General features: G+C 59.6%; 25 protein-coding genes. 16 read left to right on the top strand and 9 right to left on the bottom strand.

Features of this window, described 5'->3' with window-relative positions:
- Positions 1-182: 182 nt before the first annotated feature.
- From RDA78_RS27205 to RDA78_RS27215, 3 genes are read left to right on the top strand one after another with little or no spacing between them, the layout of a single operon-like run.
- Complete coding sequence (locus RDA78_RS27205) at positions 183-1139, top strand: HlyD family secretion protein (protein ID WP_434052876.1); 957 nt, start codon at positions 183-185, stop codon at positions 1137-1139.
- Positions 1136-2074, top strand: coding sequence for an ABC transporter ATP-binding protein (locus RDA78_RS27210; RefSeq protein WP_434052877.1), 939 nt, complete (start codon positions 1136-1138; stop codon positions 2072-2074). Before RDA78_RS27205 ends, RDA78_RS27210 begins: the two co-directional genes overlap by 4 nt.
- On the top strand, positions 2071-3216 hold the full coding sequence (locus RDA78_RS27215; protein WP_434052878.1) for an ABC transporter permease: 1146 nt from the start codon (positions 2071-2073) through the stop codon (positions 3214-3216). Before RDA78_RS27210 ends, RDA78_RS27215 begins: the two co-directional genes overlap by 4 nt.
- A 725-nt stretch (positions 3217-3941) precedes the next feature.
- On the opposite strand, the gene RDA78_RS27220 is transcribed toward RDA78_RS27215, so the two are convergent.
- On the bottom strand, positions 3942-4862 hold the full coding sequence (locus RDA78_RS27220; RefSeq protein ID WP_434052879.1) for a DMT family transporter: 921 nt from the start codon (positions 4860-4862) through the stop codon (positions 3942-3944).
- A 36-nt stretch (positions 4863-4898) separates the two neighbouring features.
- On the opposite strand from RDA78_RS27220, the gene RDA78_RS27225 reads away from it, so the two are divergent.
- The 4 genes from RDA78_RS27225 to minE all read left to right on the top strand — a co-directional run bounded on the left by RDA78_RS27225 (position 4899) and on the right by minE (position 7688).
- On the top strand, positions 4899-5516 hold the full coding sequence (locus RDA78_RS27225) for a hypothetical protein (protein WP_434052880.1): 618 nt from the start codon (positions 4899-4901) through the stop codon (positions 5514-5516).
- 243 nt (positions 5517-5759) lie between these two features.
- A complete protein-coding gene (gene minC / locus RDA78_RS27230) occupies positions 5760-6560 on the top strand; it encodes a septum site-determining protein MinC (RefSeq protein WP_434052881.1) in 801 nt (266 codons plus the stop codon).
- A gap of 49 nt (positions 6561-6609) precedes the next feature.
- The gene (gene minD, locus RDA78_RS27235; protein ID WP_434052882.1) at positions 6610-7431 is read left to right on the top strand and encodes a septum site-determining protein MinD; all 822 of its coding nucleotides are present in this window, start codon (positions 6610-6612) and stop codon (positions 7429-7431) included.
- Positions 7428-7688, top strand: coding sequence for a cell division topological specificity factor MinE (gene minE, locus RDA78_RS27240; RefSeq protein ID WP_305986260.1), 261 nt, complete (start codon positions 7428-7430; stop codon positions 7686-7688). The genes minD and minE overlap by 4 nt, the downstream gene beginning before the upstream one ends.
- A gap of 62 nt (positions 7689-7750) precedes the next feature.
- Here minE and RDA78_RS27245 read toward each other — a convergent pair whose 3' ends face one another.
- The 4 genes from RDA78_RS27245 to RDA78_RS27260 all read right to left on the bottom strand — a co-directional run bounded on the left by RDA78_RS27245 (position 7751) and on the right by RDA78_RS27260 (position 12572).
- The gene (locus RDA78_RS27245) at positions 7751-9049 is read right to left on the bottom strand and encodes an MFS transporter (RefSeq protein WP_434052883.1); all 1299 of its coding nucleotides are present in this window, start codon (positions 9047-9049) and stop codon (positions 7751-7753) included.
- Positions 9050-9415: 366 nt separating this feature from the next.
- Complete coding sequence (locus tag RDA78_RS27250; RefSeq protein WP_434052884.1) at positions 9416-10156, bottom strand: class I SAM-dependent methyltransferase; 741 nt, start codon at positions 10154-10156, stop codon at positions 9416-9418.
- A gap of 243 nt (positions 10157-10399) precedes the next feature.
- Complete coding sequence (locus RDA78_RS27255; protein ID WP_434052885.1) at positions 10400-10954, bottom strand: GNAT family N-acetyltransferase; 555 nt, start codon at positions 10952-10954, stop codon at positions 10400-10402.
- A gap of 16 nt (positions 10955-10970) precedes the next feature.
- Complete coding sequence (locus RDA78_RS27260; RefSeq protein ID WP_434052886.1) at positions 10971-12572, bottom strand: peptide chain release factor 3; 1602 nt, start codon at positions 12570-12572, stop codon at positions 10971-10973.
- Between the two features lie 155 nt (positions 12573-12727).
- Here RDA78_RS27260 and RDA78_RS27265 point away from each other — a divergent pair, with 155 nt between their 5' ends.
- On the top strand, positions 12728-13309 hold the full coding sequence (locus RDA78_RS27265; RefSeq protein WP_434052887.1) for a DUF2585 domain-containing protein: 582 nt from the start codon (positions 12728-12730) through the stop codon (positions 13307-13309).
- Positions 13310-13615: 306 nt separating this feature from the next.
- Here RDA78_RS27265 and RDA78_RS27270 read toward each other — a convergent pair whose 3' ends face one another.
- The 3 genes from RDA78_RS27270 to RDA78_RS27280 form a co-directional block, all read right to left on the bottom strand.
- The gene (locus RDA78_RS27270; RefSeq protein ID WP_434052888.1) at positions 13616-15247 is read right to left on the bottom strand and encodes a di-heme oxidoredictase family protein; all 1632 of its coding nucleotides are present in this window, start codon (positions 15245-15247) and stop codon (positions 13616-13618) included.
- Between the two features lie 278 nt (positions 15248-15525).
- Positions 15526-16200, bottom strand: a complete 675-nt coding sequence (locus RDA78_RS27275; protein WP_434052889.1) for a GntR family transcriptional regulator — start codon at positions 16198-16200, stop codon at positions 15526-15528.
- Positions 16193-17230, bottom strand: coding sequence for a Gfo/Idh/MocA family protein (locus RDA78_RS27280; RefSeq protein ID WP_434052890.1), 1038 nt, complete (start codon positions 17228-17230; stop codon positions 16193-16195). The genes RDA78_RS27275 and RDA78_RS27280 overlap by 8 nt, the downstream gene beginning before the upstream one ends.
- Positions 17231-17417: 187 nt before the next feature.
- Between RDA78_RS27280 and RDA78_RS27285 the strand changes: the two genes are divergently transcribed.
- The 8 genes from RDA78_RS27285 to RDA78_RS27320 all read left to right on the top strand — a co-directional run bounded on the left by RDA78_RS27285 (position 17418) and on the right by RDA78_RS27320 (position 24452).
- A complete protein-coding gene (locus RDA78_RS27285) occupies positions 17418-18431 on the top strand; it encodes a TRAP transporter substrate-binding protein (protein WP_434052891.1) in 1014 nt (337 codons plus the stop codon).
- A 118-nt stretch (positions 18432-18549) separates the two neighbouring features.
- A complete protein-coding gene (locus RDA78_RS27290; protein ID WP_434052892.1) occupies positions 18550-19080 on the top strand; it encodes a TRAP transporter small permease in 531 nt (176 codons plus the stop codon).
- Entirely contained in the window at positions 19077-20360 is a 1284-nt protein-coding gene (locus RDA78_RS27295; protein ID WP_319386462.1) for a TRAP transporter large permease, read from the top strand. The genes RDA78_RS27290 and RDA78_RS27295 overlap by 4 nt, the downstream gene beginning before the upstream one ends.
- 13 nt (positions 20361-20373) lie before the next feature.
- Positions 20374-20664, top strand: coding sequence for a putative quinol monooxygenase (locus tag RDA78_RS27300; RefSeq protein ID WP_434052893.1), 291 nt, complete (start codon positions 20374-20376; stop codon positions 20662-20664).
- Positions 20661-21458, top strand: a complete 798-nt coding sequence (locus RDA78_RS27305; protein WP_434052894.1) for an N-acyl homoserine lactonase family protein — start codon at positions 20661-20663, stop codon at positions 21456-21458. The genes RDA78_RS27300 and RDA78_RS27305 overlap by 4 nt, the downstream gene beginning before the upstream one ends.
- Positions 21455-22681, top strand: a complete 1227-nt coding sequence (gene otnK / locus RDA78_RS27310) for a 3-oxo-tetronate kinase (RefSeq protein ID WP_434052895.1) — start codon at positions 21455-21457, stop codon at positions 22679-22681. Before RDA78_RS27305 ends, otnK begins: the two co-directional genes overlap by 4 nt.
- Positions 22678-23325, top strand: a complete 648-nt coding sequence (otnC, locus tag RDA78_RS27315) for a 3-oxo-tetronate 4-phosphate decarboxylase (RefSeq protein WP_434052896.1) — start codon at positions 22678-22680, stop codon at positions 23323-23325. The genes otnK and otnC overlap by 4 nt, the downstream gene beginning before the upstream one ends.
- An 11-nt stretch (positions 23326-23336) precedes the next feature.
- Positions 23337-24452 carry an isocitrate/isopropylmalate dehydrogenase family protein gene (locus RDA78_RS27320; RefSeq protein WP_434052897.1) on the top strand — a complete coding sequence of 372 codons (1116 nt, stop codon included), beginning with the start codon at positions 23337-23339 and terminating at the stop codon, positions 24450-24452.
- Between the two features lie 8 nt (positions 24453-24460).
- Here the strand turns inward: RDA78_RS27320 and RDA78_RS27325 are convergent, their stop codons facing one another.
- Positions 24461-25495 (bottom strand): LacI family DNA-binding transcriptional regulator, encoded by a 1035-nt coding sequence (locus tag RDA78_RS27325; protein ID WP_434052898.1) that lies wholly within the window; start codon positions 25493-25495, stop codon positions 24461-24463.
- Positions 25496-25689 lie beyond the last annotated feature (194 nt).

A 25689-nucleotide genomic window follows, 5' to 3' on the forward strand; every position in this document is an offset into this window, starting at 1 on the left:
CTTCGCGACAGCAACAAGCCGGGTGCGCACCCGGCTTTTTCTTTGCCCGGTTTTGTGCCCTTACGGTCCCGGCCGGATCATCGCCATTTTCATCACTTGGTTTCCAGGCGGAAGCAACGCTAGGGTACGGACTCATGCAATGAGACGACTCGCGACACGCTGCTGATTGACTGGAGGACCTCATGTTTTCGTTGCTCTTTCGCGCTGCCCCCCTCTTCGGCGCCGGTTTTCTGCTGACCGGCTGCTTCGGCGAAGACAGCAGTGTTGCACTCGGAACGATCGAGAGGGACCGGGTCGCCCTGACAGCCACCGCCAACGAGATCCTGGTTGATCTCCCCGTCGCACAGGGAACGTTTGTCGAGGCCGGCACCATCCTTGCGCAGCTGGACCCGACCCAGCAGCAGGCTGTCGTCAATCAGGCGCGGGCCGAGATGCAGAAGAGCAAGGCAAATCTCGACAAGCTCATCAACGGATCGCGGCCGGAGGAAATTGCCCAAGCCCGTGCCAGTGTCGCCAGCGCGAGAGCCAACCTTCTCAACGCGGAAGCCTCGTTCGAACGCTATGACGACCTCACGACGCGGGGCACCACCAGCCAGGCTCAGCTGGACGGCGCCCGCGCCAGCCGGGACGCGGCGGCCGCCAGCCTCGACGGAGCAAGAGAGAACCTGAAGGAGCTTGAAATCGGCTCACGGGAGGAAGACATCCAGATTGCACGCGCCGAGCTTGCGGCTGCCGAGGCCAATCTGGAAACCCAGGAAACGATCCTCTCGGACCTGACGATCACCGCTTCCCGCAATGGCGTGCTGGACAGCCTGCCCTGGAACCTCGGTGAGCGCGTGACAATCGGAAGCCCGGTCGCGGTCATGCTGGCGGGGTCAGCACCTTATGCCCGTGTCTATGTGCCTGAACCCTACCGCGTGAAAGTGAAGGAAGGCGACAGTCTCGAGGTGCACATTGACGGCCTCGACACTTCCATTGAAGGCGAAGTGCGCTGGATCAGCTCGGACCCGTCCTTCACACCTTACTATGCGCTCAACCAGTCGGAGCGCGCCCGGCTGATGTATGTCGCCGAAATCCAGTTGCCGGACAGTGCGTCCGATCTTCCCAACGGCGTGCCGGCGCAGGTTGTCCTGCCGTGAGCGACCCGGACCGCGACATCGTTGTCAGGGCGACCGGGCTCGTCAAGAAATTCAAGGATTTCCGAGCCGTCGACGGGCTCGATCTGGTCATCGAACGCGGCATGATCTACGGCTTTCTGGGCCCGAACGGCTGCGGCAAGACGACGGCGATGCGCATGCTGACCGGACTGCTGACGCCAACGGAAGGCACCGTTGAAGTCCTGGGGCTGTCGGTGCCCAAGGATGCCGAAACGCTGAAATACAAGATCGGCTACATGACGCAGACCTTCTCGCTCTACGGCGATCTCACCGTGCAGGAAAATCTCAACTTCATGGCGACGATCTACGGCCTTGCGGGGCAACAGCGAAAGCAGCGGATCGGCGAAGTCATGGAGCGTTATGATCTCACCGATCTCAAGGGACGGTTTGCCGGAAAGATGTCCGGTGGCCAGCGTCAGCGCCTGGCGTTGGCAACGGCCGTCCTGCACGAACCGCAACTCCTGTTTCTGGACGAGCCGACCTCGGCGGTCGATCCGGAATCCCGCCGGCACTTCTGGGAACAGCTGTTCGATCTCGTGGAAGGCGGCACGTCGATCATCGTGACGACCCACTTCATGGACGAAGCCGAACGCTGCCACAAGATCGCCATTCTGGAGGCCGGACAGAAGCGGGCTGATGGCGCACCAAAGGAGCTGATGGCCGCCATGGGCGCGAATGTGGTGGAGATCGAAGGACCGAACCTGCGCGATATCCGTCGGCACCTGCTCGGATCGGAGGGCATCATGGCCGCAGCCCAGCTTGGTGCGCGTCTGCGTGTCCTGGTCAAGGACGATGTTCCCGACCCGGAGACATTCCTGAAGGACAAGCCGGAAACGGACGGGGCGACGCTAATTGAGCGTGTCCGGCCCAATCTGGAGGACGTCTTCGTGACCGCAACCGGAGAGGGCCGCCAATGAGACCGCTGTCGCGCATCTCTGCAATCTTCTTCAAGGAGCTGGCCCAGCTCAGGCGGGACCGCATGACCTTCGGCATGGTGATCATGATCCCGCTGATCCAGCTGATCCTGTTCGGCTATGCCATCAACACGAATATCCGCGACATTCCGGTTGCCGTCGTCGACCAGAGCCAGACCGGGCTCAGCCGCATCCTGATCCAGATGGTTGAGGCGACACGGGTGGTCAAGGTGACCGAGCGCTTCAGCACGCCGGAAGAGGCGGAAGCCGCGATCAAGGCCGCGCGGGTGCGCGCCGCTTTCATCCTGCCGGAGGATCTCCCCCAGCGCATCGCGCGCTCTCCTGCCGTCGGGCTCGGCACGCCGCCGTCAACGGATGAAGAAACAAGCCGTCCGGTCGCACAATGGATCGTCGACGGCTCTGACACGATGATCGCCGGGGCCATCAAGGCGCTGCGATCGATGCCACTTTCCGAACTTAACCGGCAAGCGCCCAACCGCTCGACGCCGACCTTTGAAGTCGCCCTCTTCTTCAACCCGGAACAGAGAACGGCCATCAACATCGTTCCCGGTCTGGTCGGGATCATTCTCACGATGACAATGATCATGTTCACGTCCGCTGCAATCGTGCGGGAACGTGAACGCGGCAACATGGAAATGCTGATCAATACGCCGGTGCGCCCTCTCGAACTGATGATCGGCAAGATCATCCCCTACATCTTCATCGGCCTTCTGCAGACGGTGATCATTCTCGGGCTTGGACATGTGCTCTTCAACGTGCCGTTCGGTGACCGCACCTTTGATCTCTTCATAGGCACGCTCTTGTTCATCGGCGCGAGCCTGTCGCTTGGACTGGTCCTGTCAACCATTGCACAAAGCCAGCTTCAGGCAACGCAGATGACGGTCTTCGTGCTGCTGCCGTCGATCCTGCTCTCCGGTTTCATGTTCCCCTACGAGGGTATGCCGCTGATCGCCCAATACATCGCCGAAGCCTTCCCCGCGACCCATTTCATGCGCATGATCCGCGGCTTCGTCCTGAGAGACGCCGACCTGATCGACCTGCACCGCGACGTGATCTGGATGTGTGGTTTCTTCGTCCTCGGCATGATCATCGCCGCCCTGCGCTTCAAGAAGCGGCTGGACTGAGGTTTTCTAGCCAAAAGTCAGCGTGCTGATCGCCGGGTCTGTGCCTCCCCGGTCCCGGCTCGCGCTGCGCTTGGCCGGGATCACGGTTGGCGGCCTCCCGCTGGCAAGCTTCCCTTTTCCAGGTCATGCCACGGTTTAACCCACAACTGTCCGGTTCGGAAAACGCAGTTTGACGTATGCCGTTGGAAACTTAATGAGATTCAGCCCAATGCCGTGCTGGAACCCAGTTTTCTTACCGGATTTGTCATCCCGGTTTGCCGCCAACGCGGCAAGACCGGGAACCAGTAACCCTTGTGGCGAGCCGCTGAAAAACAGACGGAGGACCCACTCGGTTACTAGGTTCCGGCCTTTCGCTAGGCTTCAGCCGGAGTGACAGGATCACCAAGCGGTGACGGCCTCGCCAGACCCTCTTCAAGTTAAACCGGAAAGCTGTGGGCTTGACCAGGACACCCAGACTATTGCTCTCCTCAATGACCGGGCCAGCGTATCGGCATGGATGCCATGATCAGGTCATGGCATGACCGCGTGAGGCGGGTTAACAGCCTAGCGCTCGCACTCCCCGGTCATTGCAGGGCTCGACCCTGCAATCCATGCCATTGTTTCTGCACAATCACCGGGCCGTGGATCGGCATGGATCCCAAATAAAGTCGGGGATGACACCCGAGGGAAAAGCGAGGGCGGCACCCGAAGTGTCCAGGCTGACAAGCGCAACCAACTTAGCGCTCCTACTTCGGCTGCGGGCCGGTGTCGACGCGTGGGTTGGCGGTGCGGAGAACCGGTGTCTTTTCCGAGACGTTTTCGCGGCTTTCGCGCCAGACGACGAACATGCCGGACAGGATGATCACCGACGAGCCGATGGCAACGTAACGGTCCGGCGTCTCTGCAAAGAACAGCGCACCGAACAGGGTCGCCCACAGGATCTGGCTGTATTGCAGCGGCGCGACGAAAGCGGCGGGCGCTGCGCGGTAAGCGCCCAGGATACAGAGCTGCGCAAGCACGGACAGAAACCCGACGACCGCCATCAGACCAAGGTCAGGCAGCGTCACCGGCACATAGACGACCGGCAATGTCATCGACATCACCAGCATCGACAGAAGCATCGGGAACAGGATCAGGACCGCCGGGCGCTCCTTGCCGCCGAGTTTGCGGGCGAGAATGGAGGACATGGCGCTTGCCGCTGCAGCGATGAGGCCCGCGAAATGGCCGGCGGTCAGCTCGGTGAGCCCCGGCCGCAAGACGATCAGCACGCCTATGAGGCCGACGACGACGGCGCCCCAGCGCTGCATGCGGACCGTTTCGCCGAGGAGTGGAACCGACAGAGCTGTGACAAGGAGAGGCGTTGCGAAGAGCAGGGCATAGACCTCGGCGAGAGGCAACACCGTGAAGGCGTAAAACGCGCAGGACATGGCAACAATCGAGAGACCGGCGCGGCACAGAACCAGCACCGGGTAATGCGGGCGGAAATTGTCGATGGCCTTGTCGGCCAGCATGATGATCGACATGGGCACGAAGGCGAACAGCATCGAGAAGAAAATGATCTGAAAGACTTCGTAAGTCGCACCGAGCGACTTGATCACCGCATCGTGCGTCGAGAACAGGGCGAATGCCCCGAGCGCGGCAAAAAGTCCCTTGAGCGTAGCTGTCATTGCCAGAGCCCTGCTGGATCGTGCTGATCGTGTTGCTTGTTGCGCAAACCCGGAGACCGGGATCTCACCAGCGCGACGCTCGCTTCAGGCCGCGGGGTGCTTCGGGAAAAACGCTCAGAAAGTCATCAATACCAGAAAATGGGCATCTGCAAAAGTTCGAGTGCGGACCGTTCGGAAATTTTCACCGGAAACAGCGATCCGCACCGCGCCCACGTCACCGGCTCAAACAAACACCCGCGCCAGGGTTGCCACGGCGAGAGCGGTCGCGGCACGTTTCGGGCCGTCGAATTCGGCGGCTGCCTGTCCGGGGACGGTCAGGCTGATGCTGTTGAGATCATCGGCTTCCAGGTGATCAAGATCAGCCGATTTTGCAGCTTCTTCGGCGGCAACCCGGATCTCGTCGAACATGCGCAGCAATCCCTGCCAAATATGCAGAGGCGGTGCATCGCTTGTTTCGCACCAGCGAACAATCTCATCCCTCGACACGTCAAGAGCAGCAGCAGCCTCATCGGCAGACAATCCAATATATCGAATTATATCACTGAAATTACTCATTTTTTACCCCAAGCGCCGCACGCCGGAAAAATACTTACTCCTTATAGTGCGCTGCAATATGGCGAAAATCCAGCACTTTACGAGAATTTCGTTAAGTGATGTTCAGGCTAAGGAAATTTACGCCGGACTCCGGCGCTGATTCTGCCTGTGAAGCTCGGTAGTTATGGCGACCCCTGCCGGCACCGATCCGCGATCCGGATTGGTTGAACCGTCAATTGACTGAAATTGTTTGAAAAAAACGATATCGGTGGAAAACGGGCCGCTCCCGGCATGCAAGGTCCGGTTAATGCTAGGTTTATTCGACCAAATCACCTGACCAGACAATGCCGCCGGACCTCTTCAATGAAGTTCAAGGGAAAATCCTTTATTGCCATCGTACTAGCGCCGGAGCAGCCCTTCGACGACTGGTTCAAGGAGCTCGACCGGATTATCGAACGCTCGCCCGGGTTCTTTATCGATCGCCCGATCATTCTCGACGTGCGCGGAAGCAATATTCCGATCGATGACCTGGAACGGGTTCTTGACGGTTTGGGAGAGCGCTCAATCCGCGTCATGGGCATTGACGGGATTTCCGGTACACGGCTGAAGGAAGGCATGCCGCCAAGCTTTGGCGGCGGACGGCTGACCGCAGAGGTGGACGTGCCGGAACCGGATGCGCATACCAGCCAACCTGACGAGGCGGCCGGCAACAAAAAGCCTCAAAGCAACGCGAAGGACGAGCCATCCGGCGAAGCGGAAAACGCGTCCGAAACCAATGGCCATTCTTTCGCCAATTCTCTGGAAGAGCTTGAGCGCGAAAGCGCGAAGCAGGGAGATTCGTCGATCGTCATTTCCGACCACGTTCGCTCCGGCCAGAGCATTCTTCACCCCGAGGGTGATGTCACCGTGATCGGTTCCGTGAGCTCCGGGGCCGAAATCATTGCCGGCGGTTCGATCCACATCTACGGCGCCTTGCGCGGCCGTGCACTTGCAGGCGTCTCCGGCAAGGACAGTGCCAGGATTTTCTGCACCAAGCTCGATGCCGAGCTTGTCTCCATCAACGGACTTTACAAGGTCGCAGACGATTTCGACGGAACCTTGCGCAATTCGCCTGCGCAAATCCGCTTTGAAAACGAAACGCTGGTCTTTGAAGGACTGAACTAACAGGGACCGGCTGGAGGTCAGCCGGTCCGGAGCACACAGGACGGACACCATGAGCAACGCAACTGTCGTTGTGGTCACGTCGGGCAAGGGCGGTGTCGGCAAGACGACAACAACCGCCGCGATTGCCTCGGCGCTTGCCAAGGAAGGCTATCAGGTCTGCGCGATCGATTTCGACGTCGGTCTCCGCAATCTCGACCTGATCATGGGTGCGGAACGCAGGGTGGTGTTCGACCTGGTGAATGTGGTCCGCGGCGAGGCTTCCATCAAGCAGGCCCTGGTTCGCGACAAGAAGCTCAACAATCTCTACCTGCTCCCGGCTTCGCAGACGCGCGACAAGGACGCCCTCACCGAAGAAGGCGTCGAGACCGTCATCAACGAATTGCGCGGCTATTTCGACTACGTGATCTGCGACAGTCCAGCCGGGATCGAGCGCGGCGCGACACTTGCCATGCGCCATGCGGACGAAGCCATCATCGTTTCAAATCCGGAAGTGTCTTCCGTGCGCGACTGCGACCGCATCATCGGCCTTCTCGACGCCAAGACCAAGATCGCGGAAGACGGCGGACGGATGCCGAAACACCTGATGATCACGCGCTACGACACCGACCGGGCGAAGACGGGCGACATGCTGGCGACCGACGATGTCGTCGACATCCTGTCCGTTCCGCTGATCGGCGTGGTCCCTGAAAGCAAGGACGTTCTGAAAGCATCGAACGTCGGACTTCCCGTGACGCTTTCGGACGAAAACTCGCCGCCGGCCAAGGCCTACATGGAGGCAACACGCCGGCTGCTGGGGGAAAACACTCCCGTTACGATTCCCGAGGAAAAGAAAAGCCTGTTCGGCAAACTCTTCAAAGGGAGGGCGGCATGAACATTCTGAGCCTCTTTGGCAAAAGAGGCGAAAGCGCCTCGGTTGCCAAGAACCGGCTTCAAATTCTGCTGGCACATGAGCGTGCCGACGACGGCTCGGATGCCGTGCTGATTTCGAGCCTTCGGGAGGATATCCTCGCGGTGGTGGCCAAACGCGTCGAAATAGACCCGGACTCCGTGCGCCTGGAGATGGATCGGTCGGGCGACGTCACCACGCTCGGCATCGATATCGAGCTTCCCGCCGCCAAGGCCTCCTGAAAGCAGTTCCCCGAACCAAAAAGAGAGACCGGCCGGAAGGCCGGTCTTTTTCTTTTGAAGGCTCAAGCCCCGGACCTTGACGCACCGGCGGTTGGGAGTTGCCCTGCCCCGGTGATCAGCTTCGGCAATCGCCAAATGACCGGGATTGCAACAAGCGTCGCGGCAATCACGTAGTAGACCGGCGCATAATCATCGCCCGTCCTGTTGATCAGATAGGTCGCAACCATCGGCGTCGTCCCGCCAAAGACGGCCATGCAGATATTGTAGCCGAGCGCCACCACGCTGCAGCGCAGGTGCGCAGGTGCCGTGAGCGTCAGAGCGGTGACCGACAGCGCCCATCCCGCGGTGCTCGCGAGCGTCAGGCCGAACTGGCCTGCGAAAACGGAGACCGTATCCGTGCGATGCATCAGCCACCAGCACGGCCCGGCGAGGATCAGCGTCGCTATGGCACCTGCCATGAACACGGGACGCAGCCCGAACCGGTCCGCTGCGAGCCCGCAGACCGGAACGAACAGCGCCATGACGACGAGGTTGATGGTGGTGATGTCGAGCGCTGCCGACGACGAAAAGCCGGATTCGGAACTCAGATAGGACACGGCATAAACGTAGATGACGAAATAGATCACGGCCGTCGGGATCAGCAGCAGCACCATTTGTCCGATGAGGGCCGAATGATCCCGCAGGCTCTGGATGACCGGAGAGGTAACTTCGTCCGCCCCCGTGTCGCGCTTCGACTCGGTAAGGCTGAGACGCAGGATCGCGCTGAAGATGGCTACCAGGCCGCCAAGTGCAAACGGTATCCGCCAGCCCCAGTCCGTCATCTGTTCGGAGCTGAGGATTGAACTGAGCCCGGCCGGAACGGCCGAACCGAGCACACAGCCCCACATCATGGCGAAGGCAACCCAGGCGCCGGTCATTGCCTTGCGTCCTTCGCCCGCCTGCTCCACCAGCAGCACGCCCGACGCGGTGTATTCCCCGGCAACGGAAATACCCTGCACGACACGGATTGCCACGAGCAGGAACGCAGCCGTCAGGCCGACCTGGTCATATGTCGGAAGCGCAGCAATCGAAAATGATCCGCCGCCCATCAAGAGCACGGAGATCATCAGAGCCGCCTTGCGGCCGACCCGATCGCCGATATGCCCGAATATGACGCTGCCGACCGGCCGAGCCGCATAACCGACCGCGAGAACGGCAAATGCGGACAGGAGAGAGGCCAGTTTGTCCTCGGACGGGAAAAACAGCGTTGCCAGCGTCGGGGCAAGAAAACCGTACACCGTGAAGTCATACCACTCCAGAACGTTGCCGCTGGATGCAGCGACGATTGCCCTGGGGGTCAGTTTAGTCTTCGTTTCGGACATGTCATTCCTTCTTTGACGACGCTTTCGAGCCGTTACATCCGCAAGCAATGCAAGCCGGCAAATCAGATTTCAGCTCTACGCTGCGGCGGCATCGGCACCCGGAACCGCTGCGCGCACCGGCGACACGCTAACTATAGTGGCGGCGTTAAAGTTCTGGATGAAGAGCGCCCGGGACCGGATTAGATGAGTCTTTTGACAAGCTTAGAGTGTTTCTTTCCGAAGTTGAATCATTTCCTGAACAATGACGAAAACGGGAAACAAGCCATTGAGATGAATCGTGCGGCTGACTTTTGTCGCGAGTGTCGTTGTCGGGAGCGATCAAGCGGCGGATGAACAGCGCGCTTGTCTCGAAGGGAGCCTCGTCGCCTATGCTGCCTTTTCAGCAGACAGCACGATGCAGCTGGGGTTGTCGAGATACCAGGCCCAGCCCACGAGATGATGCTCCTGGTCGGGCGGGAACTTCAGCGCATGCCACCGGATATTGATCAGCCCGGCGCGTTGCAGGGCCTCCTCGTGCTGGTCGCGGCTCCACTGCCAGATGGGCACCTCGAAATCCTTGATCACGAGGGCATGGGCCGGCGGTTCGATGATCCGATAGCGGAAGCCGATGCGGGCTTCCATGTCGTCCGGCGCGCTGGTGAAGTCGTAGTCCGGATTGATGGTGTAGGTGACGAACCGCCCTCCCGGAGCCAGGTTGCGTCCGATCAGGTCTGCCATGCGGTCAAGTTCTTCAACACTGTGCGCATAGTGGAATAGATACATCGCCGTGATAGTGTCCGCCGGCGGTGTCATCTGGAAGGTCTCGTCCGCCGCGCTGATGCCGGCGTAGGTCACCCTGTCGGAAAAGGCTTCCGGCTGCCCTTCCGCGTTCTGCTCACGGGCGCGTTCAAGCATTTCTTCCGAGACATCGAGACCGAGAACCTCCGCCGCCCCGCCGTGAGCCAGGACACGTGTCAGACGGCCATCGCCACAGGCAAGATCCAGGTTACGCTTGCCCTCAACGGAGCCGAGCACGTCCAAGAATGTTGTCCATTCCAGCAACCGGTAGGGATTGTCGGAGACCGACTGCTGCAGATACGGCGAGGGATTCTTGTCATAGTCTGCCATGGAAGCTCCCCGTCGAATGCAACTCGGCCCGTCCTGTCAACGTCGTTGGCAGGGGCTCTTGTTTTTCGTGTCCGCAAGTCCGGCACAGGCTTGCCGGCACCCTCCCGGAGTTTCCTGCGAATGGCGCGCGAAATCAAATTCGATCTTTGTGTGCGTCCGCGAGCGCAGGACAACAGGACGGATACCGCCTGCATTTGCGGCGCACACCCTGTCAGATGGAAACACAACGGCATGGATCCCGGATCAAGTCCGGGATTGTTTCTGCCAGTTGGTGTAGTGATTTGGGTGGCCATCTGGCTGAGCAATAACCAGATGGCCAGTAGCAGGCGACCGGTCCGGGATCAGAACCTTTTCCATTTCTGCCGTGCCCCGCCAGCCGTCCTTTTCGTAAAGCGGGCGTGACATGTCCATTGCATGAAGAACGGCGTAAGTCAGACCGCGCGTCCTGAATTCGCTTTCCGATGCTTCCACCAGCTGTCTGGCAATGCCCTGCCCCCGCGCCTCTGGCTCGACGAACAGGTTCAGAATGCGGCCGCGCCTGCTGGTATCCGGATGGGCCGGATGCGGCGGAAATTCGATCTCCATCAGACCAATGCCGCCAACCGGCTGGCCGCCCAATTCGGCCATGAACCCGAAGTAGGTCTCATCGGAAAGCCGGTCCTGAAGCCATGCACGGAAGGCAGGGGCCATTCGGGCAATCAGGTCCTCCGGCATGTCCATCGTGCGGAACATGTCGTTGCGCTGGCGGCAGATCAGGTCCAGGTCATGCAGCGTGAGGGGTCTGAGTTGGGAGGTCATCGGCAGGCTGGCAAAGTTACGCCTCGTAGACGATCTCGCGTGTTTCGCGGAAGGTCACATCGGGAAATTTCTCAGTGACATGACCGACTTCCCAGGCGTTCTTGAACAGGAATACCGGCTTGTCATCCCGGTCATTGGCAACCGACATGCGGTGCCCCTCGATGATCTTCTGAAGCGTCTGGCTGTCCGTCTCGATCCAGCGGGCGGTGTTGTAAGGCACCGCTTCGAAACCGATCTCGGTGCCGTATTCGGCCTTCAGCCGGTCGACGACGACATCGAGCTGAAGCGCGCCGACCACGCCGACGATCCAGTTGGAGCCGAGATCGGGCTTGAAGATCTGGACAAGCCCCTCCTCGGCTAGATCCTGCAGGCCCTGGCGCATCTGCTTGACGCGCATGGTGTCGGACAGGCGCACGCGGCGCAGGATTTCCGGCGCGAAGGCCGGAAGACCGGTCACGTGGATGTTCTCGCCTTCGGTCAATGTGTCGCCGACACGCAACTGGCCATGGTTCGGCACGCCGATGACGTCGCCCGGATAGGCCAGGTCGGCAATCTCGCGTTCCTCGGCAAAGAAGAAGATCGGCGCGGACACCGCGATCTGCTTGTTCGCACGCACGTGTTTCAGCTTCATGCCGCGCTTGAACGTACCCGAACACAGGCGCACGAAAGCAATACGATCGCGGTGTTTCGGATCCATGTTGGCCTGCACCTTGAACACGAAGCCGGTGACCTTGTCTTCTTCCGGCATGATCGTGCGTCCGCCGGTGGCCGGCTGGGAATGGGGTGCAGGGGCATTGTCGGCGATGAAATCGAGCACTTCCTCGATGCCGTAGTCGCGCAGTGCAGAGCCGAAGAAGACAGGGGTCAGGTGACCTTCGAGAAAGCTCTCCTTGTCGAACTCGGCATAGCCTTCCGCACCGAGTTCCACGTTCTCGGTGAGTTCTTCCATGATCCGATCAAAGACGGTGCCGGTCAGTATCTCATCCTCGAGACCGGAAACGTCCTTTGTTTCGGCATAAGGTCCGCCGCGCTCGCCCTCGGAGGTGTGGAACTTTTTCTGCTGCCAGTCATAGACACCGAAGAAATCGGAACCCATGCCGACCGGCCAGGTCTGCGGTGAGACGTCAAGCGCCAGCGCTTCCTGAACCTCGTCCAGGATCTCCAATGCGTGGCGGCCTTCGCGGTCGATCTTGTTGACGAAGGTGATGATCGGAATATCGCGCAGGCGGCAGACTTCGAACAGCTTGCGGGTCTGGGTCTCGATGCCCTTGGCGGCGTCGATCACCATGATCGCCGCGTCGACGGCGGTCAGCGTGCGGTAGGTGTCTTCGGAGAAGTCCTCGTGGCCCGGTGTATCGAGCAAATTGTAGACAATGCCCTTGCGCTCGAAAGTCATGACAGAGGACGAGACGGAGATGCCGCGTTCCTGTTCGATCTTCATCCAGTCGGAGCGGGCGCGGCGGCGTTCACCACGCGCCCTCACCTGCCCGGCCGCCCGGATCGCGCCGCCGGACAGAAGCAGCTTTTCGGTCAAGGTGGTCTTGCCGGCATCCGGGTGGGAAATGATTGCAAATGTGCGCCGCGCTTGAAACGGCGCCGCACCATTGAGGCCCGACATGAAAGTCTCCTGGTCCGCAAAGCCGGTGGCGGCTGCGCAATCGCGACGGTTGAAACCGGTGCGCAACAACACTCTTCAAGACCGGACGGATTGATGTTTCGTTGGCGCAAGGTCATAGAGGGAATGGCGGTGATTTTCCAGCAAAGAATCGCTTCATGCTCCAGCGATCACGGGAGAAACGTTTGAGCCACAAGAAATGCCTGATCATCGGCCTCCTGATGATCGCCGCGACGGCCGTCATCCTGCTGGCCATGGGCCGCATTCCGATCTGCGACTGCGGTTATGTCCTTTTCTGGACGCCCGCTGACGATCTTGCGGGCTCGTCCCAGCATATCGCGGATTGGTACACCTTCTCCCACATCATCCATGGCTTCATTTTCTACTGGGTGCTCTGGCTGCTGTTCCGCCGCAACACGGTGAGCGAGCGCGCGCTCGGGGCGATTTTTCTCGAAGCGGCCTGGGAGGTTGCCGAAAACAGTCCCTGGATCATCGACCGGTATCGGGAAGCGACCATTGCCGTCGGCTATACCGGCGACAGCGTGCTCAACTCCGTCTTCGACATCATCTGGATGCTGGCCGGTTTCTTCTTCGCCTGGCGCGTGCCGGTCTGGGTCACGATCCTCGTTGCCGTCGTCTTCGAGTTGCTCGCCCTCTGGGTCATCCGGGACAACCTGACCCTCAATGTGATTATGCTGCTTTATCCGATCGAGGCGATCAGGACCTGGCAGGGCGGATAGTGCGGAATGCATTGACCGCAGAGCTTACCGATGCCGTTTCTTCGTCCTGAGGAAGCGCGAAGCGCTGTCTCGAAGGATGGGCGGCGAGATCGGAGCGCGTGCGGCCCATCCTTCGAGACAGGCCTCCGGCCTTCCTCAGGATGAGGGTGTTTTTCGCACGCCGTATGGGTGGAGATGTGACATTCTCCAATCGTCATTCCAGACACGTGAGGCGATGCCGGACGCTGATCTGGAACCCAGAAATCTGTATGAGCGAAGCGAACGCGAAGGGCGGCCGGACACGCAGGCCTGGCCGCCAAATCCAAGTCAGCGCAGGTGCGCGACCGGCTTGACCGGCGGGATCACATTCACTTCCAGCGCGGCCTTGCGGACAATGCTCGGCGGGGCTTTCCGCGAGGAATGTTCTTCCTCTTCTTCTTCCGGGTCGAGATCGATCAGGATCAGGTTTTCCAGGAAAGCAATGAGTGCTGCACGGTCGTTTTCCGGCAGGGCTTCGTAGGCCATACGGCTTTCCTCGGCCTCGCCGCCATGGGCCAGGATGGCGTCTTCCAGCGTCGTTGCATTTCCGTCGTGCAGCCAGGGACCGGTCGAACCGACACCTGCGAGCGATGCCGTCGGCCAGACCGTGGCTCCAAAGCCGTGAACGTCGACCGGGTCGGTGAGCCTTTCGCCCATGTCGTGACGCTTGAAGTCTGAATACCAGGCAACCAGCGCGGACCCGTCTTCCGCCTTCGGGAACGCTCCCAGATTGACGATCTTGCCGCCGGGAAGTTCGACGTGGTTGTTCGGCGTGTCGCTTGTCAGATCGAACCAGATCGCCGTATCGGCAGAAAGGCCTGCATCCGCGGTTTTCTGTCCGGACGGAAACACCTCTTCCCGAAAGCCGTCCTGCAAGCTCGGCTCGCTGAAGATAGGGGTAGAGACTTTCATCACGGGCACATGGCAACCCGTGCATTTTGCCTCGGCGAGTTTCTTTTCACCCAGCTCGATCCGCGCCTTTTCGTCCGGCTCGAGCTGCAGAACCCCGTGGCGATGAAGTTCGAGCTTGGAGACCGGGCGTTCCAGCGCGGCCATATAGACAGTCAGTGCCGTTAGGTCACCAACAGACAACTCGCCCGTCACACCGTCGTGGTCACCATCGTGACTGCCCACAAGCTCTTCTGCCTGCATGCCGAGTTCGTTGTGAGCCGCATGGCGCGTAAAGGCGCGCAGGGTTGCGTGTGACCCCTTCCAGCCGAACATTCTGACAACGAGGTCTTCATCGATCCCCTCGATACCGCTGCGGTCATAATCCGCGACACATGTTCCGGTCTCACGATCGAGCATCGGTTTCGCCGCAAGAGTGCCGAATTCAACGCTCTTGGCGGCAAGCTGCACCGACACGCGGTCGTAGAGCTTGCAGGCTTCCTCTTCAAGTTTCGCCTCGGTGGCTTTCAGCTCAGCCGTCATTTCTTCGGCAATGCGCTGAACGGCTCCGAGCGCAAAAAGGTGCGGTGTATTGCGATGGAGATACTTGGCGGGGTCACCCGAATGCAACGGATCGACTATGGCATTGAGCGGATTGGGACCGGCCCCGTTGGCGTAGGGCGCCGAGTGGCAGGAAATGCACGACTGGGCGACCGGCCCTGCCTCCCTCTTGGGCAAATGGTTGGTCCACTCGCCAAAGGCTTCGAGATCCGCCCGTGGCATACGCGTGAAACGACGGCCGTCCTGCGAAACCTTCGCACCAACCCCCCGCTCCACCGTGAAGGACGCCTCCGTCAGTTCGTCGCCCGCGTCGAAGGCATCAAGAAAGGCTTGCCCGGGGTCCTCCTTGACCTTCTCGTTCAGGACCGCCTGATCGAGTTTTTCAGGCACTTCGGCAAGGCTCGTTCCGGATGCTCCGATCGTTAGCATGATCCAGAGAATGCCGGTCTGGCGTGCAGGTGATACGGTCATGATTACTGCCCTTTTTTTCGGCTTTTCAACAATCATCGATCACGTTTGCGTGAGAATAAGGCGCAAAAAAGTATTACTTCAAAAATTATTACATTAAATTTTTGGAACAAAATCCGATTTCACGTGTAGCAAAATCGAAGCTATTTTTCTGTTTAAAATCAATGAATAAGTATTTGACGCTTCGACACTTTATCTGACTCACTGCTTTACAGGAACAGAACTCCTTGCAGATCACCGGTCAGACGCTGCCGTAAATCGCGCGCGACCATGTCCATCACCTAGAGCTGAAACAACTTGTGTTTCTTGAGCAACTCTATCAGCACCTCGCGCGCATCGCGGCGGTGGTTGCGGTGGCGTTCGCGTGCCAGTGCCGGGTTGCCCTGCCGGATCGCGTCATAGACGGCGCGGTGGTCTTCGTTCGACTTGACGGGCAACGGGCGGATGAACAGCGTCATGGCGCGCGCGCGCCGTACCTGGTTTGCCATCATAGCGACGATGGTCTCCACACGGGAGTTGCCGCCAAGCCGGACAAGTTCCTCGTGAAAGGCGTTGTCCGCTATGGCCCAGGATTCCCGGTCCTGTTGCTCAAGCGCGGTTTCCATCGCCTCGATGGACTGCTTCAACGTTGCGAGCGCGCTTTCGGAGTAGTTCTTTTCAGCCGCCTCTTCCGCGGCGAGGCTCTCCAGCTCGGTCAGAACCGCATAAATTTCTTCCATGTCCTTGAGGGACAGGGTTGCAATCCGGACGCCCTTTCTCGGGCGGACTTCCAGGAGCCCCTGCTGGGCCAGCATCAGGGTCGCCTCCCGAACGGGCGTACGCGACATGCCGAGACGGTCGGCAAGCTCGCTTTCCAGGTGATCGGATCCGGCCGCAAGTTCACCGTCGAAGATCAACTGACGGATCTGCTCCATCGCCTGTGTCGTGATCGTCTTCGGCTTCGGTGCGTCAAGCACTGGCAAACTCCCGGATCTTCTGACCCAGCCGGTCAGACTCATAGATCGCCTGTTCTATCTCAATTACCTTCAGATAGTCACTTGCCTCATTTTCCAATGGTTTGCCGTCGAGCACTCCGTCGACGACATGGCTGATGAGATTTTTGACACAATCACCGCCAAAGCCATCCCAGTCCCGTGCGGGAAGCAGGACGCTGTCCTCGATGGAGCCGAAATGGCGAAGATGGACTGACCCGTCTCCGGCAAGCGTCAGCGTACCGCGCGTGCCCTCGACGAGGGCTTCGCCCAGGGTCGTCCGGCAGTTTTCAGCCGCATGATCCAGAAGCCGGTTGCCATCGAAGAGCGCGCGCACTCCATTGGCGTAGTCGAAGACGAAGTAGCCGGCATCTTCGCCGGCGATCACCGGATTGAGTTTTCTGAGGTCTGCATAGACGGCCTCGGGCTCTCCCAGAAGATAGCGGAATGTGTCGACCCAGTGCACACCGGTCTCGTGGATCAGAAGTTTCGGCATGGTCTGAAAGTATGGCTGCCGGTCGAGATAGGCCTCCGGTCCCTGTCCGTCGCCCGTGCGCAGCCGGAAGGTGAGCTGCAGCAGGTCACCGATCAGGTCTTCGTTCAGCGCCTGCTTGATCGCACGATACCACGGCTGGAAGCGGAAGTTTTCGTGGACGACCAGAACAACGCCCGCCTTTTGCGCCAGATCTGCCGCTTCGCGCGCTTCCAAGAGCGACGTGCAAAAGGGTTTCTGGCAGATGATCGCCCGAACACCCTTATCAATCGCCGCCTCGATCGCCGGCAGGTGCGTTGGCGGTGGCGTGATGATGTCCAGCAGATCAGGGCTGGCCATCTTGAGCATGGTATCCAGATCGTCGAACGCGGAGAGGCCCGTCGCTTTTGCCTTTTCCGGGTCCTGATCACATGCACCGACAAGCCTCACCCTTTGCAGTTTTCGCCAGGCTTCATAGTGAAACCGGGCAAAATAGCCGGCTCCCATACAGGCGACGCGCAAGGTGTCCGTGCCTTCGACCATCGGTTTCCTCCCCCTTCAGACAAGTCCTTTTAGCAGGTCTTTAGAGCCGCTGCCTGCACCTGAGGCGTCGGCGGATTGCCTTTCGTGATACGGGAGCCGGGTCGAGTTGACAAGGGATTGAATTGCGTATACGCAAACAAATGTGCAAATTGATACAATCTGAAATCCGATCGTGGGAGGAGACCAAATGCTTGATAAGAAATCCCTGAGCCGCCTGTTTTTGAGCGCGGCGCTCGTCGTCGCCGGTGCAGGCAGCGCCCTTGCTGTTGAAACGCTGCGATTCAGCCACACCGACAACCCCGGCGGATCGCGCCAGGCGGCTGCGGAACTGTTTGCCGAGAAGGTCGCCGAATACACCGACGGACGCTACGAAGTGCAGATTTTCCCGTCCGGACAGCTCGCCAACGACCCGAAGGCAATCGAACTGCTGCAGCTTGGCGGCATCGACTTCACGGTGTCCGCAACCGGCAGCTATGCAACGCACCTGCCGTCCCTGAACCTCACCGCCATGCCGTTCCTGGTCGACACCTACGAGCAGGGCTGGGAGCTTTACGACAACTCAGCCTGGCTGCAGGGCGAGTTCGAAAAGCTGCCGGAAAAGGGGTTCCGTGTTCTGTCGACCTGGGAAGCCGGCTTTCGCAGCTTCACCACCAACGAGCCGCTCGCCTCTCCGACCGATGCGGAATCGATGAAAATGCGCGTCTTTCCGAATGACATGATCCGCTGGTCCATGGAAGCGATCGGTTTCCAGACGGTCGTCATGCCGATCACCGACGTTTATCTCTCGATCCAGCAGGGCATCGTCAACGGCCAGGAAAACCCCGTTGATACGATCAACTCCCTGAGGTTCTACGAGGTCGCACCGAACATCACGCTGACACGGCACGTCTATAGCCCGCTGCCGCTGACCATCGCGGAAAAGACATGGCAGTCCTTCTCCGATGAAGACAAGGAAGCCGTTCTGAAAGCCGCAGCGGAATCCGCAACATTCAGCCGTGACCTCGTCAAAAGCTCGGTCGACAGCCAGCTGACGCAAATGACCGAGGAAGGCGCCAAGGTCAGCGTTCCGGAGATCGGTCCGTTCCGCGATGCCGTGCAGCCGGTCTATGCAAAGGCGAAAGACGTCTATGGCGCGGAAGCCGTCGAAAACATCCTTTCCGACGCTGCGGCCATCAGGGAAGCGCTTCCGGCGCAGAACTGATCGGGCAGACGGTCAACTCTTCTCAACGAGGCCACAGAGTCCCGCGGAGATTTGACCTTAAGGATTGACTGGCCGGAACCAGATTGGTTCCGGCACTTTTCAAAAAAAGAGAAGTCCCTTGGATTACCGAGATCATTATCCGGCTGTGCTGCGCTGGCTCAGCCATCTGGTCGACGTGTGCCTCATGATTGGAGGTTTTTCGATCGTCACCCTGGTGTTCTGCAACGCCTCGCTGCGCGGTTTTGCAGGTTTCGACCTGGCCTGGTCGCTGGAAGTCACCAGCTTCCTCCTGCTCTGGAGCACGTTTATCGGCTGTGCCGCAGCCGTTGCCCGGGGGGCGCACATGCGCGTGACGGAGATCGTTGAGCGACTGATGCCCCATACCGGCCAGCGCGTGCTTTCGATCGCCATCGACGTCATCATCGCCATCCTGCTCATGAGCCTGATCTACAACGGATACAACATCTCGGTTCATACCTGGGCGCAGAAGACGACGGTCCTTTATTGGCCGGTCGGTCTTTTGTACGCCTCCATGCCCGTCGGCATGACGCTCACCTTGATTTTCCATCTCTTCAACATGGTGTTCGACATCCGCAATCCCGTCGTACCCCATGCGACCCATTCTGACGGTGGCGAGGCGCTGCTATGATCCTGCTTTTTGTCGTTGCTGTTTTCCTGACAACGGTCTTTCTCGGAATTCCCCTGGTCTGGGCGATCCTGATCACGGCCGTCCTGCCGATCATCGTTTTCGACCTCGGATATCCGCTGCAGGCGCTGTTCCTGAATTTCATCGGCGGGGTCGAACCGAACCACTTCCTCGCCATCCCGCTCTTTATCGTCGCCGGCGAAATGATGAGCCGCGGCGGTGTCGGACTGCGCATCATCGGATTTGCCCGGGCCGCCTTCGGTTTCATGGCCGGAGGGCTCGGGATGGTCGTCGTCGGCGCGTCCATGATTTTCGGCGGGATATCCGGATCGGCCATCGCCGATAGCGCCGCGATCGGTTCGGTCATGATCAAGAACATGTCCCGGGAAGGCTACAACACCGCATTCGCGGCCGGGCTTGTCGCGGCAGCCGGCACCATCGGTATCATTATCCCACCTTCGATCCCGATGTTGATCTACGGTTTTGTCGGCAATGTCTCGGTCGCGGACCTGTTTCTGGCCGGCATGGTCCCCGGCATCCTGTTCGGCGCCATGTTCATGGCGGTCTGCTACTATGTCGGCAAGACCAGCAAATGCGATCCGGGCGGACGCACAACCACCCTGCAGGAGCTGACAAGCTCGTTTATCGGCACGGCTCCGGCCCTTTTCATGCCGGTCCTTATCCTGGGAGGCATCTTCACAGGCTGGGTCACGCCGACCGAGGCCGCAGCCCTTGCCGTTGTCTATGGTCTTTTCGTCACCACAGTCGTCTACCGGGACTTCAAGCTGAAAGACCTGCCACGGCTCCTCGTCGACTCCTTCGTGACCAGTTCCGTCGTCATGGTCGTGATAGGCGCAACCACCGTTCTTGGCTGGCTGATCACGCTGGAGCAGATGCCGCAGATCCTGGTGGGTTTCGTTCAGGACTTTTCCAGCGGTCCCTGGATGTTCCTGCTCCTGGTCAATATCGTCCTGCTCGTGCTCGGGCTTGTGCTCGACCCGGTGCCCGCCATTCTCCTGACCGCGCCGCTGTTTCTGCCGACTGCCAAGGCCTTCGGTGTCGATCCGGTTCATCTCGGTGTCATCATGACCTGCAATGTGGCCGTCGGCCTGTTCACGCCGCCCGTCGGTGCAACGCTCTACGTCGCCTCGCGGATCTCGGGTGTCGGCGTCCTGTCGATCGCCCGCAACATGGCACACCTTTATCTCGCGGCGATCGCTGCCCTTCTCGCTGTCACCTACCTTCCCTTCGTATCGATGGGTATGGTCTACTTGTTCCGATAGGGAGGAAAGATAGGTGTTCGCAGTTACAGTTCGATTTCAGATCAGGGACGGGATGTTCGAAACGTTCATGCCCCTGATGATTGAAAATGCCAGGGCCTCGCTGAATGAAGAAGCGGGATGCCATCGATTCGATGTCTGTTCAGATCCGGGCAAACCCGGCGAGGTATTTCTCTACGAGATCTACGACGACGCCGAGGCCTTTCAGTTACATTTGAAGACGCCACATTTTCTCAGCTTCGATGCGCAAGTTTCAGCCATGATCGCGGAAAAGTCAGTCGCGACATATTCGAAGGTGAGTTCATGACACCGTGGGAAGTTTTTGCCGTCAAATACGCTGACCGGAACGAACGGACGCGGAAGGACAGTTTTCTCTTTGATGACGACCATCACCTGCAGCACGACATGGACTATTTCATCTGGGTGCTCAGGCGGGATGACGAGATTTTGCTCGTGGACACCGGCTACGATCAGGACGAAGGAGACCGGCGCGGACGTCCTGTCAGGCTGAATCCGGTCGAGGCACTCGCTCCGCTCGGGATCGACCCGGAAGCGGTCACCACCATCATTGTAACTCATCTTCACTATGACCATGCCGGCGGGCTGAAACACTTTCCCAACGCCACCATCCATCTGCAGGCGGCCGAAATGGCCTACGCGACCGGCCCCTGCATGTGCCATGGCACCCTCAAGGCACCCTTCACCGCGGACCATATCTGCGAGGCGGTCCAGCGGCTCTATTCGGGCCGTGTTGTCTTTCATGAAGGCGAAGGAGAGGTTCGGGAAGGCGTTACCGTTCATCATACGGGCGGCCACAGCAAGGGATTGCAGGCGGTGCGCGTTCTGACGCAGTCCGGCTGGATGTGCCTGGCGTCGGATACGTCGCACTATTACGAGAACTTTCTGGAAGAGAAACCGTTCCCGATCGTGGTCGACCTGCACGACATGCTGCAGGGCTTCCAGACCATTCGAAAGCTGGCAAGTTCCGACAAGCTCGTCGTGCCGGGGCATGACCCGCTGGTGCGCGACCTCTTCCCCGCGCATGGGCCGGATCATGTCATCCGTCTCGACGTCGGTCCGCAAAAATGGATCAAGTCATGAAGCTTGGTGTCATCGCAGACGATTTTACCGGCGCGTCCGATATTGCTTTGACGCTGTCAGATGGCGGCATGCGGACGGCCCAGTTTGTCGGCATTCCGAAGCGCACGCCCGATCGTGACATAGAGGCCGGCGTCGTCGGCCTGAAATCGAGAACCATCAAGGCTGCCGAGGCGGTGGAGGCTTCGCTTGCCGCGTGTGACTGGCTTATCGCTCAGGGCTGTTCACAGGTGGTATTCAAGGTCTGCTCGACCTTCGATTCGACCGACGAAGGCAATATCGGCCCGGTCGCTGCCGCGCTGGCCGAGCGTCTCGGTGAGACCCGCGTTCTGGTCTGCCCGGCCTTTCCGGAGAACGGGCGGACGGTCTACCAGGGGCATCTGTTCGTCAAGGACAAGCTGCTCAATGAAAGCGGGATGCAGAACCATCCGCTCACGCCGATGCGTGATCCCGATCTGCGCCGGGTTCTGTCCAGGCAGACGGACTGGCCCGTTTCGCACCTGTCGGTGACCGGCCTTCGAACAAATCCAAACACTGCACTCGACGTCTTGGCGGGAAGATCGATGGTCATTGCCGACGCGATCACGAATGACGACCTCTTCGCGATCGGACGCGCCGCGAAAGAAAGGAAGCTGGTTGTCGGCGGGTCGGGCATCGCACTCGGCCTGCCCGAAAACTTCGGAGCGGAGCCTGGTGCGACCGGGTGGCAGGGACATGACGGCAAGGCTGTCGTGCTTTCCGGTTCCTGCTCGATCGCCACACGCGAACAGGTCGAAACCTTCAGGGCCAAGGCCCCAAGCCGGGAGCTTGCCGCCTCCGACATCATGGAAAACAGACTGTCCCTTCAGGAGCTTGTCGAATGGACCCTGCAGCAGGAACAGGCGCCTCTGCTCTATTCATCCGCGGAGCCGGAAACCGTCGCTGCTGCGCAGCAAAAATACGGCAAAGAGGAAAGTTCTGAAGCGGTTGAACGGCTGTTTGCAAGTCTTGCTGCTGCTCTGTCGCAGTCCGGTGTGACGCGGATTGTCGTCGCGGGAGGAGAAACCTCCGGTGCCGTCGTCTCCGGAGTGTCTGCGGAAACGCTGGAAATCGGCCCGCGCATCGCGGCGGGCGTGCCCGCGCTCAAGGTTGCCGAAAACGAGCTTGTGCTCGCGCTCAAATCCGGCAATTTCGGAGGGCCGGATTTCTTCGGCGAAGCGCTTTCGGTTCTTGGGGGGCGTTCATGAGCGAAATCGCAAGAACACGCGAACAGATCTCGTCATACGCGAAATCGATGTTCGACCGGGGTCTGACCCACGGCTCGACAGGCAACATATCGGCAAGACTTTCCGATGGCAGCCTTCTGGTGACACCAACCGGTTCTTCGATGGGGTTTCTTGATCCCGCCCGTATCAGCCATCTCTCGGAGAAGGGCGAGTTCCTTTCCGGAGACAAGCCGACCAAGGAAATTCCGCTTCATGCGGCGTTCTACGAAACGCGGCACCAGACAGGCGCGGTCGTGCATTTGCATTCCTGCCACTCGGTCGCTCTTTCTCTCCTCCCGGAAATCGACCCGGACAATGTGCTCCCTCCCCTGACCGCGTACGGAATAATGCTTCTTGGAAAGGTCCGCCTGCTTCCGTTTTTCGTACCAGGAGACCCTGCAATGGGCGACGCAGTGCGCGGACTGGCCGGAAAGCGCTCGGCCGTGCTGCTTGCCAATCACGGGCCGGTGGTCGCCGGCAAGACACTGGAAGCGGCCGTAAATGCAATGGAAGAGCTTGAAGCCAGTGCTAAACTCGCGTTGCTGTTACGCGGCGCAAATGCTACCGCCCTGAATGGGGACCAGATCAATCAGGTTGTAACCCGGTTTGACGTTGAGTGGACTTGAGGACTTAAAGAATGAGAATTGCCCTGATCAAAGGCGACGGCATCGGAGTGGATGTTTCCGAAGCAACCATGGCCGTGGTCGAGTCCGCGCTTCACAAAACAGGACACGCCAACCCGTCTTATGACGAAATTCATGCAGGTGCCGGTTACTTCAGGGACACGGGCCGCGATATCGAAACGGACGGCGAAAAACGGGCCGAAGCGGCGGACGCGATCTTTCTGGGCGCGATCGGCCTGCCTTCGATCCGGCACGCGGACGGAACGGAGATATCGCCGCATCTGAGACTGCGCGATGCCTTCGGTCTTTATGCGGGCGTCAGACCGGTCAAGGCCTATCCCAACGCGCCTCAAAGGCTGGCGGATCCGCGCGCTGCCGAAATCGATCTCGTCATCTTGAGGGAGTCGACGGAGGGGCTGTTTTATTCCGCGGCGACCCACAATCGCAGTCTTGTCGTCAACGACGACGAGGTTCAGGACATTCTCAGGATCACCCGCAAGACAACAACCAAGCTGCACGAATTCGCCTTTAATCTTGCCCGCAAGCGGCGCGAGCGCGGAAGTTCAGGCAAACTGACCTGCGTCGACAAGGCCAATGTGTTCACCTCCCTCGCCTTCTTCAGGCAGCTTTTTGACGAGGTCAGGGAGAAATATCCGGACATTGAAGTGGGTTACAATTATGTGGACGCCCAGGCGCTCGATCTTGTGCGCAAGCCCTGGGAGTTCGATGTGCTGGTCACCGAAAACATGTTCGGCGACATCCTGTCGGACCTTGCCGGCGGACTGGTCGGCGGCATGGGCATGGCCGCCTGTGCGGAGATCGGCGATCAGGTTGGCCTCTTCCAGCCGGCCCACGGCAGCGCACCCGACATCATGGGCCAGGACAAGGCCAATCCGCTGGCTGCCATTCTCAGCGGCGCGCTGATGCTCGACTACTTATCGGAGAAGCTCGATGAACCCGGCCTTGCTGACGCGGCAGACCTGATAAACGCGGCCGTGGACACGGGCTTTGCGCAAAAGGCCCTTAGACCGATGGAGTTTGGCGGCGACATGGGCACACGCGCGGTGACGGAGCAGATACTTGCAACAATTCAGGATTCATCCCGCGCACAAAGCAGTGTCAGCGCCTGATCGCACGCTCAAACACGCTTTCGGACAACACCCGCGCAGCTTTCACGGACGATCAGGTCCCCGTGCAGAAGATGCGACTGCGTCTCCAGCGACCGGTTTGCCAGCCGGTCGAGAAGAATGTTCATGGCCTTTTCACCGATCCGCTGCCGCGGCTGTCGAATGGTCGTCAGCGCCGGGGAAAAATTGCTGGCAAAGGGAATGTCATCGAACCCGAGCACGGAGAAATCTTCCGGCACCCGGTAACCGCGCAGCTGCAGGGCCGAGATCACACCGATGGCCGTGTTGTCGTTGAAGCAGTAGAACGCGGTCGGCAGGTCATCCTTGATGAACAGCCTTTCAACAGCTGCTCGGCCGCTCTCGCTGGTGCCGTCGCCGTCGACGCGCCAGTCGCGCAAAGCTTCGGGCGATTCCTGCAATCCCTGGCAATAGCCCTCGTGCCTGAGGTCACTGCGGATATCGGCGCGTCCGCCGGAGATAAAGGTGATTCTTCGATGGCCGAGCGAGATCAGGTACTCCGTTGCCATCTTGGAAGCGGCGACATCGTCCACGCCGACATAGCTGATTTCGGACGTATTGACCGGCCGTTCCGTGGCGACAATCGGCGGCAGGTTGGTCAAAGGCGTTTTCGGTTCGCCGGCAACGGGGATGTGCCCGGTCAGGAGCAAAAGCCCGTCGGCCATGCCCGTCGACAGAAAGCGCAGGTAGTTCTGCTCCAGGCCCGTCGTTCCCTCCGTATTGCCGATCAGGACGCCGTAGCCCCGGTCATTGGCCGCCTTTTCCAGCCCGGTCAGGATACCTGCGAAGTTCGGATCGGCGATCGAGGACGCAAGCACCAGGACCATCTTGGACCGCTGCATGCGCAGGTTCTGCGCCATGGCGTTAGCGGTATAGCCGGTGCGCGCAATGGCAGCCGTGACTTTCTTGCGCGTGCTCTCGGCGACCTTCTCCGGTGACCGGAGCGCCCGACTCACCGTGGCGATGGAGACGCCCGCCAGCTTTGCAACATCTTCGATTGTCGCCGGACGGTCCACCGGTTCGCTCATTTAACGATCCCTGTTGCGCTGTGCCTTGCGCGTCGTTAAGTGCATGAAATTCAACATACTCATTGCTGTATATAGCCAGAATTGATTCATGAAAAGGTTTACAAACAGAAATGTAAAGGTTTACATCGCTCATGAAAACGTTTACATGAAAATCATCGCGTCACTGTGAAACAAGACCAAAGGCGCATGGGAGG

It is taken from the genome of Roseibium sp. (assembly GCF_051016195.1).
Classification (GTDB): domain Bacteria; phylum Pseudomonadota; class Alphaproteobacteria; order Rhizobiales; family Stappiaceae; genus Roseibium.

What these genes read in the sequence shown, in the direction of transcription:
- RDA78_RS27215 (WP_434052878.1), top strand. Translation starts at nt 2,071, where the DNA reads ATGAGACCGCTGTCGCGCATCTCTGCAATCTTCTTCAAGGAGCTGGCC.
- RDA78_RS27270 (WP_434052888.1), bottom strand. Translation starts at nt 15,247, where the DNA reads ATGACCGTATCACCTGCACGCCAGACCGGCATTCTCTGGATCATGCTA.
- RDA78_RS27245 (WP_434052883.1), bottom strand. Translation starts at nt 9,049, where the DNA reads ATGTCCGAAACGAAGACTAAACTGACCCCCAGGGCAATCGTCGCTGCA.
- RDA78_RS27250 (WP_434052884.1), bottom strand. Translation starts at nt 10,156, where the DNA reads ATGGCAGACTATGACAAGAATCCCTCGCCGTATCTGCAGCAGTCGGTC.
- minD (WP_434052882.1), top strand. Translation starts at nt 6,610, where the DNA reads ATGAGCAACGCAACTGTCGTTGTGGTCACGTCGGGCAAGGGCGGTGTC.
- RDA78_RS27260 (WP_434052886.1), bottom strand. Translation starts at nt 12,572, where the DNA reads ATGTCGGGCCTCAATGGTGCGGCGCCGTTTCAAGCGCGGCGCACATTT.
- minE (WP_305986260.1), top strand. Translation starts at nt 7,428, where the DNA reads ATGAACATTCTGAGCCTCTTTGGCAAAAGAGGCGAAAGCGCCTCGGTT.
- RDA78_RS27205 (WP_434052876.1), top strand. Translation starts at nt 183, where the DNA reads ATGTTTTCGTTGCTCTTTCGCGCTGCCCCCCTCTTCGGCGCCGGTTTT.
- minC (WP_434052881.1), top strand. Translation starts at nt 5,760, where the DNA reads ATGAAGTTCAAGGGAAAATCCTTTATTGCCATCGTACTAGCGCCGGAG.
- RDA78_RS27325 (WP_434052898.1), bottom strand. Translation starts at nt 25,495, where the DNA reads ATGAGCGAACCGGTGGACCGTCCGGCGACAATCGAAGATGTTGCAAAG.
- otnC (WP_434052896.1), top strand. Translation starts at nt 22,678, where the DNA reads ATGAGCGAAATCGCAAGAACACGCGAACAGATCTCGTCATACGCGAAA.
- RDA78_RS27265 (WP_434052887.1), top strand. Translation starts at nt 12,728, where the DNA reads ATGCTCCAGCGATCACGGGAGAAACGTTTGAGCCACAAGAAATGCCTG.
- RDA78_RS27220 (WP_434052879.1), bottom strand. Translation starts at nt 4,862, where the DNA reads ATGACAGCTACGCTCAAGGGACTTTTTGCCGCGCTCGGGGCATTCGCC.
- RDA78_RS27255 (WP_434052885.1), bottom strand. Translation starts at nt 10,954, where the DNA reads ATGACCTCCCAACTCAGACCCCTCACGCTGCATGACCTGGACCTGATC.
- RDA78_RS27305 (WP_434052894.1), top strand. Translation starts at nt 20,661, where the DNA reads ATGACACCGTGGGAAGTTTTTGCCGTCAAATACGCTGACCGGAACGAA.
- RDA78_RS27320 (WP_434052897.1), top strand. Translation starts at nt 23,337, where the DNA reads ATGAGAATTGCCCTGATCAAAGGCGACGGCATCGGAGTGGATGTTTCC.
- RDA78_RS27285 (WP_434052891.1), top strand. Translation starts at nt 17,418, where the DNA reads ATGCTTGATAAGAAATCCCTGAGCCGCCTGTTTTTGAGCGCGGCGCTC.
- RDA78_RS27280 (WP_434052890.1), bottom strand. Translation starts at nt 17,230, where the DNA reads ATGGTCGAAGGCACGGACACCTTGCGCGTCGCCTGTATGGGAGCCGGC.
- RDA78_RS27295 (WP_319386462.1), top strand. Translation starts at nt 19,077, where the DNA reads ATGATCCTGCTTTTTGTCGTTGCTGTTTTCCTGACAACGGTCTTTCTC.
- otnK (WP_434052895.1), top strand. Translation starts at nt 21,455, where the DNA reads ATGAAGCTTGGTGTCATCGCAGACGATTTTACCGGCGCGTCCGATATT.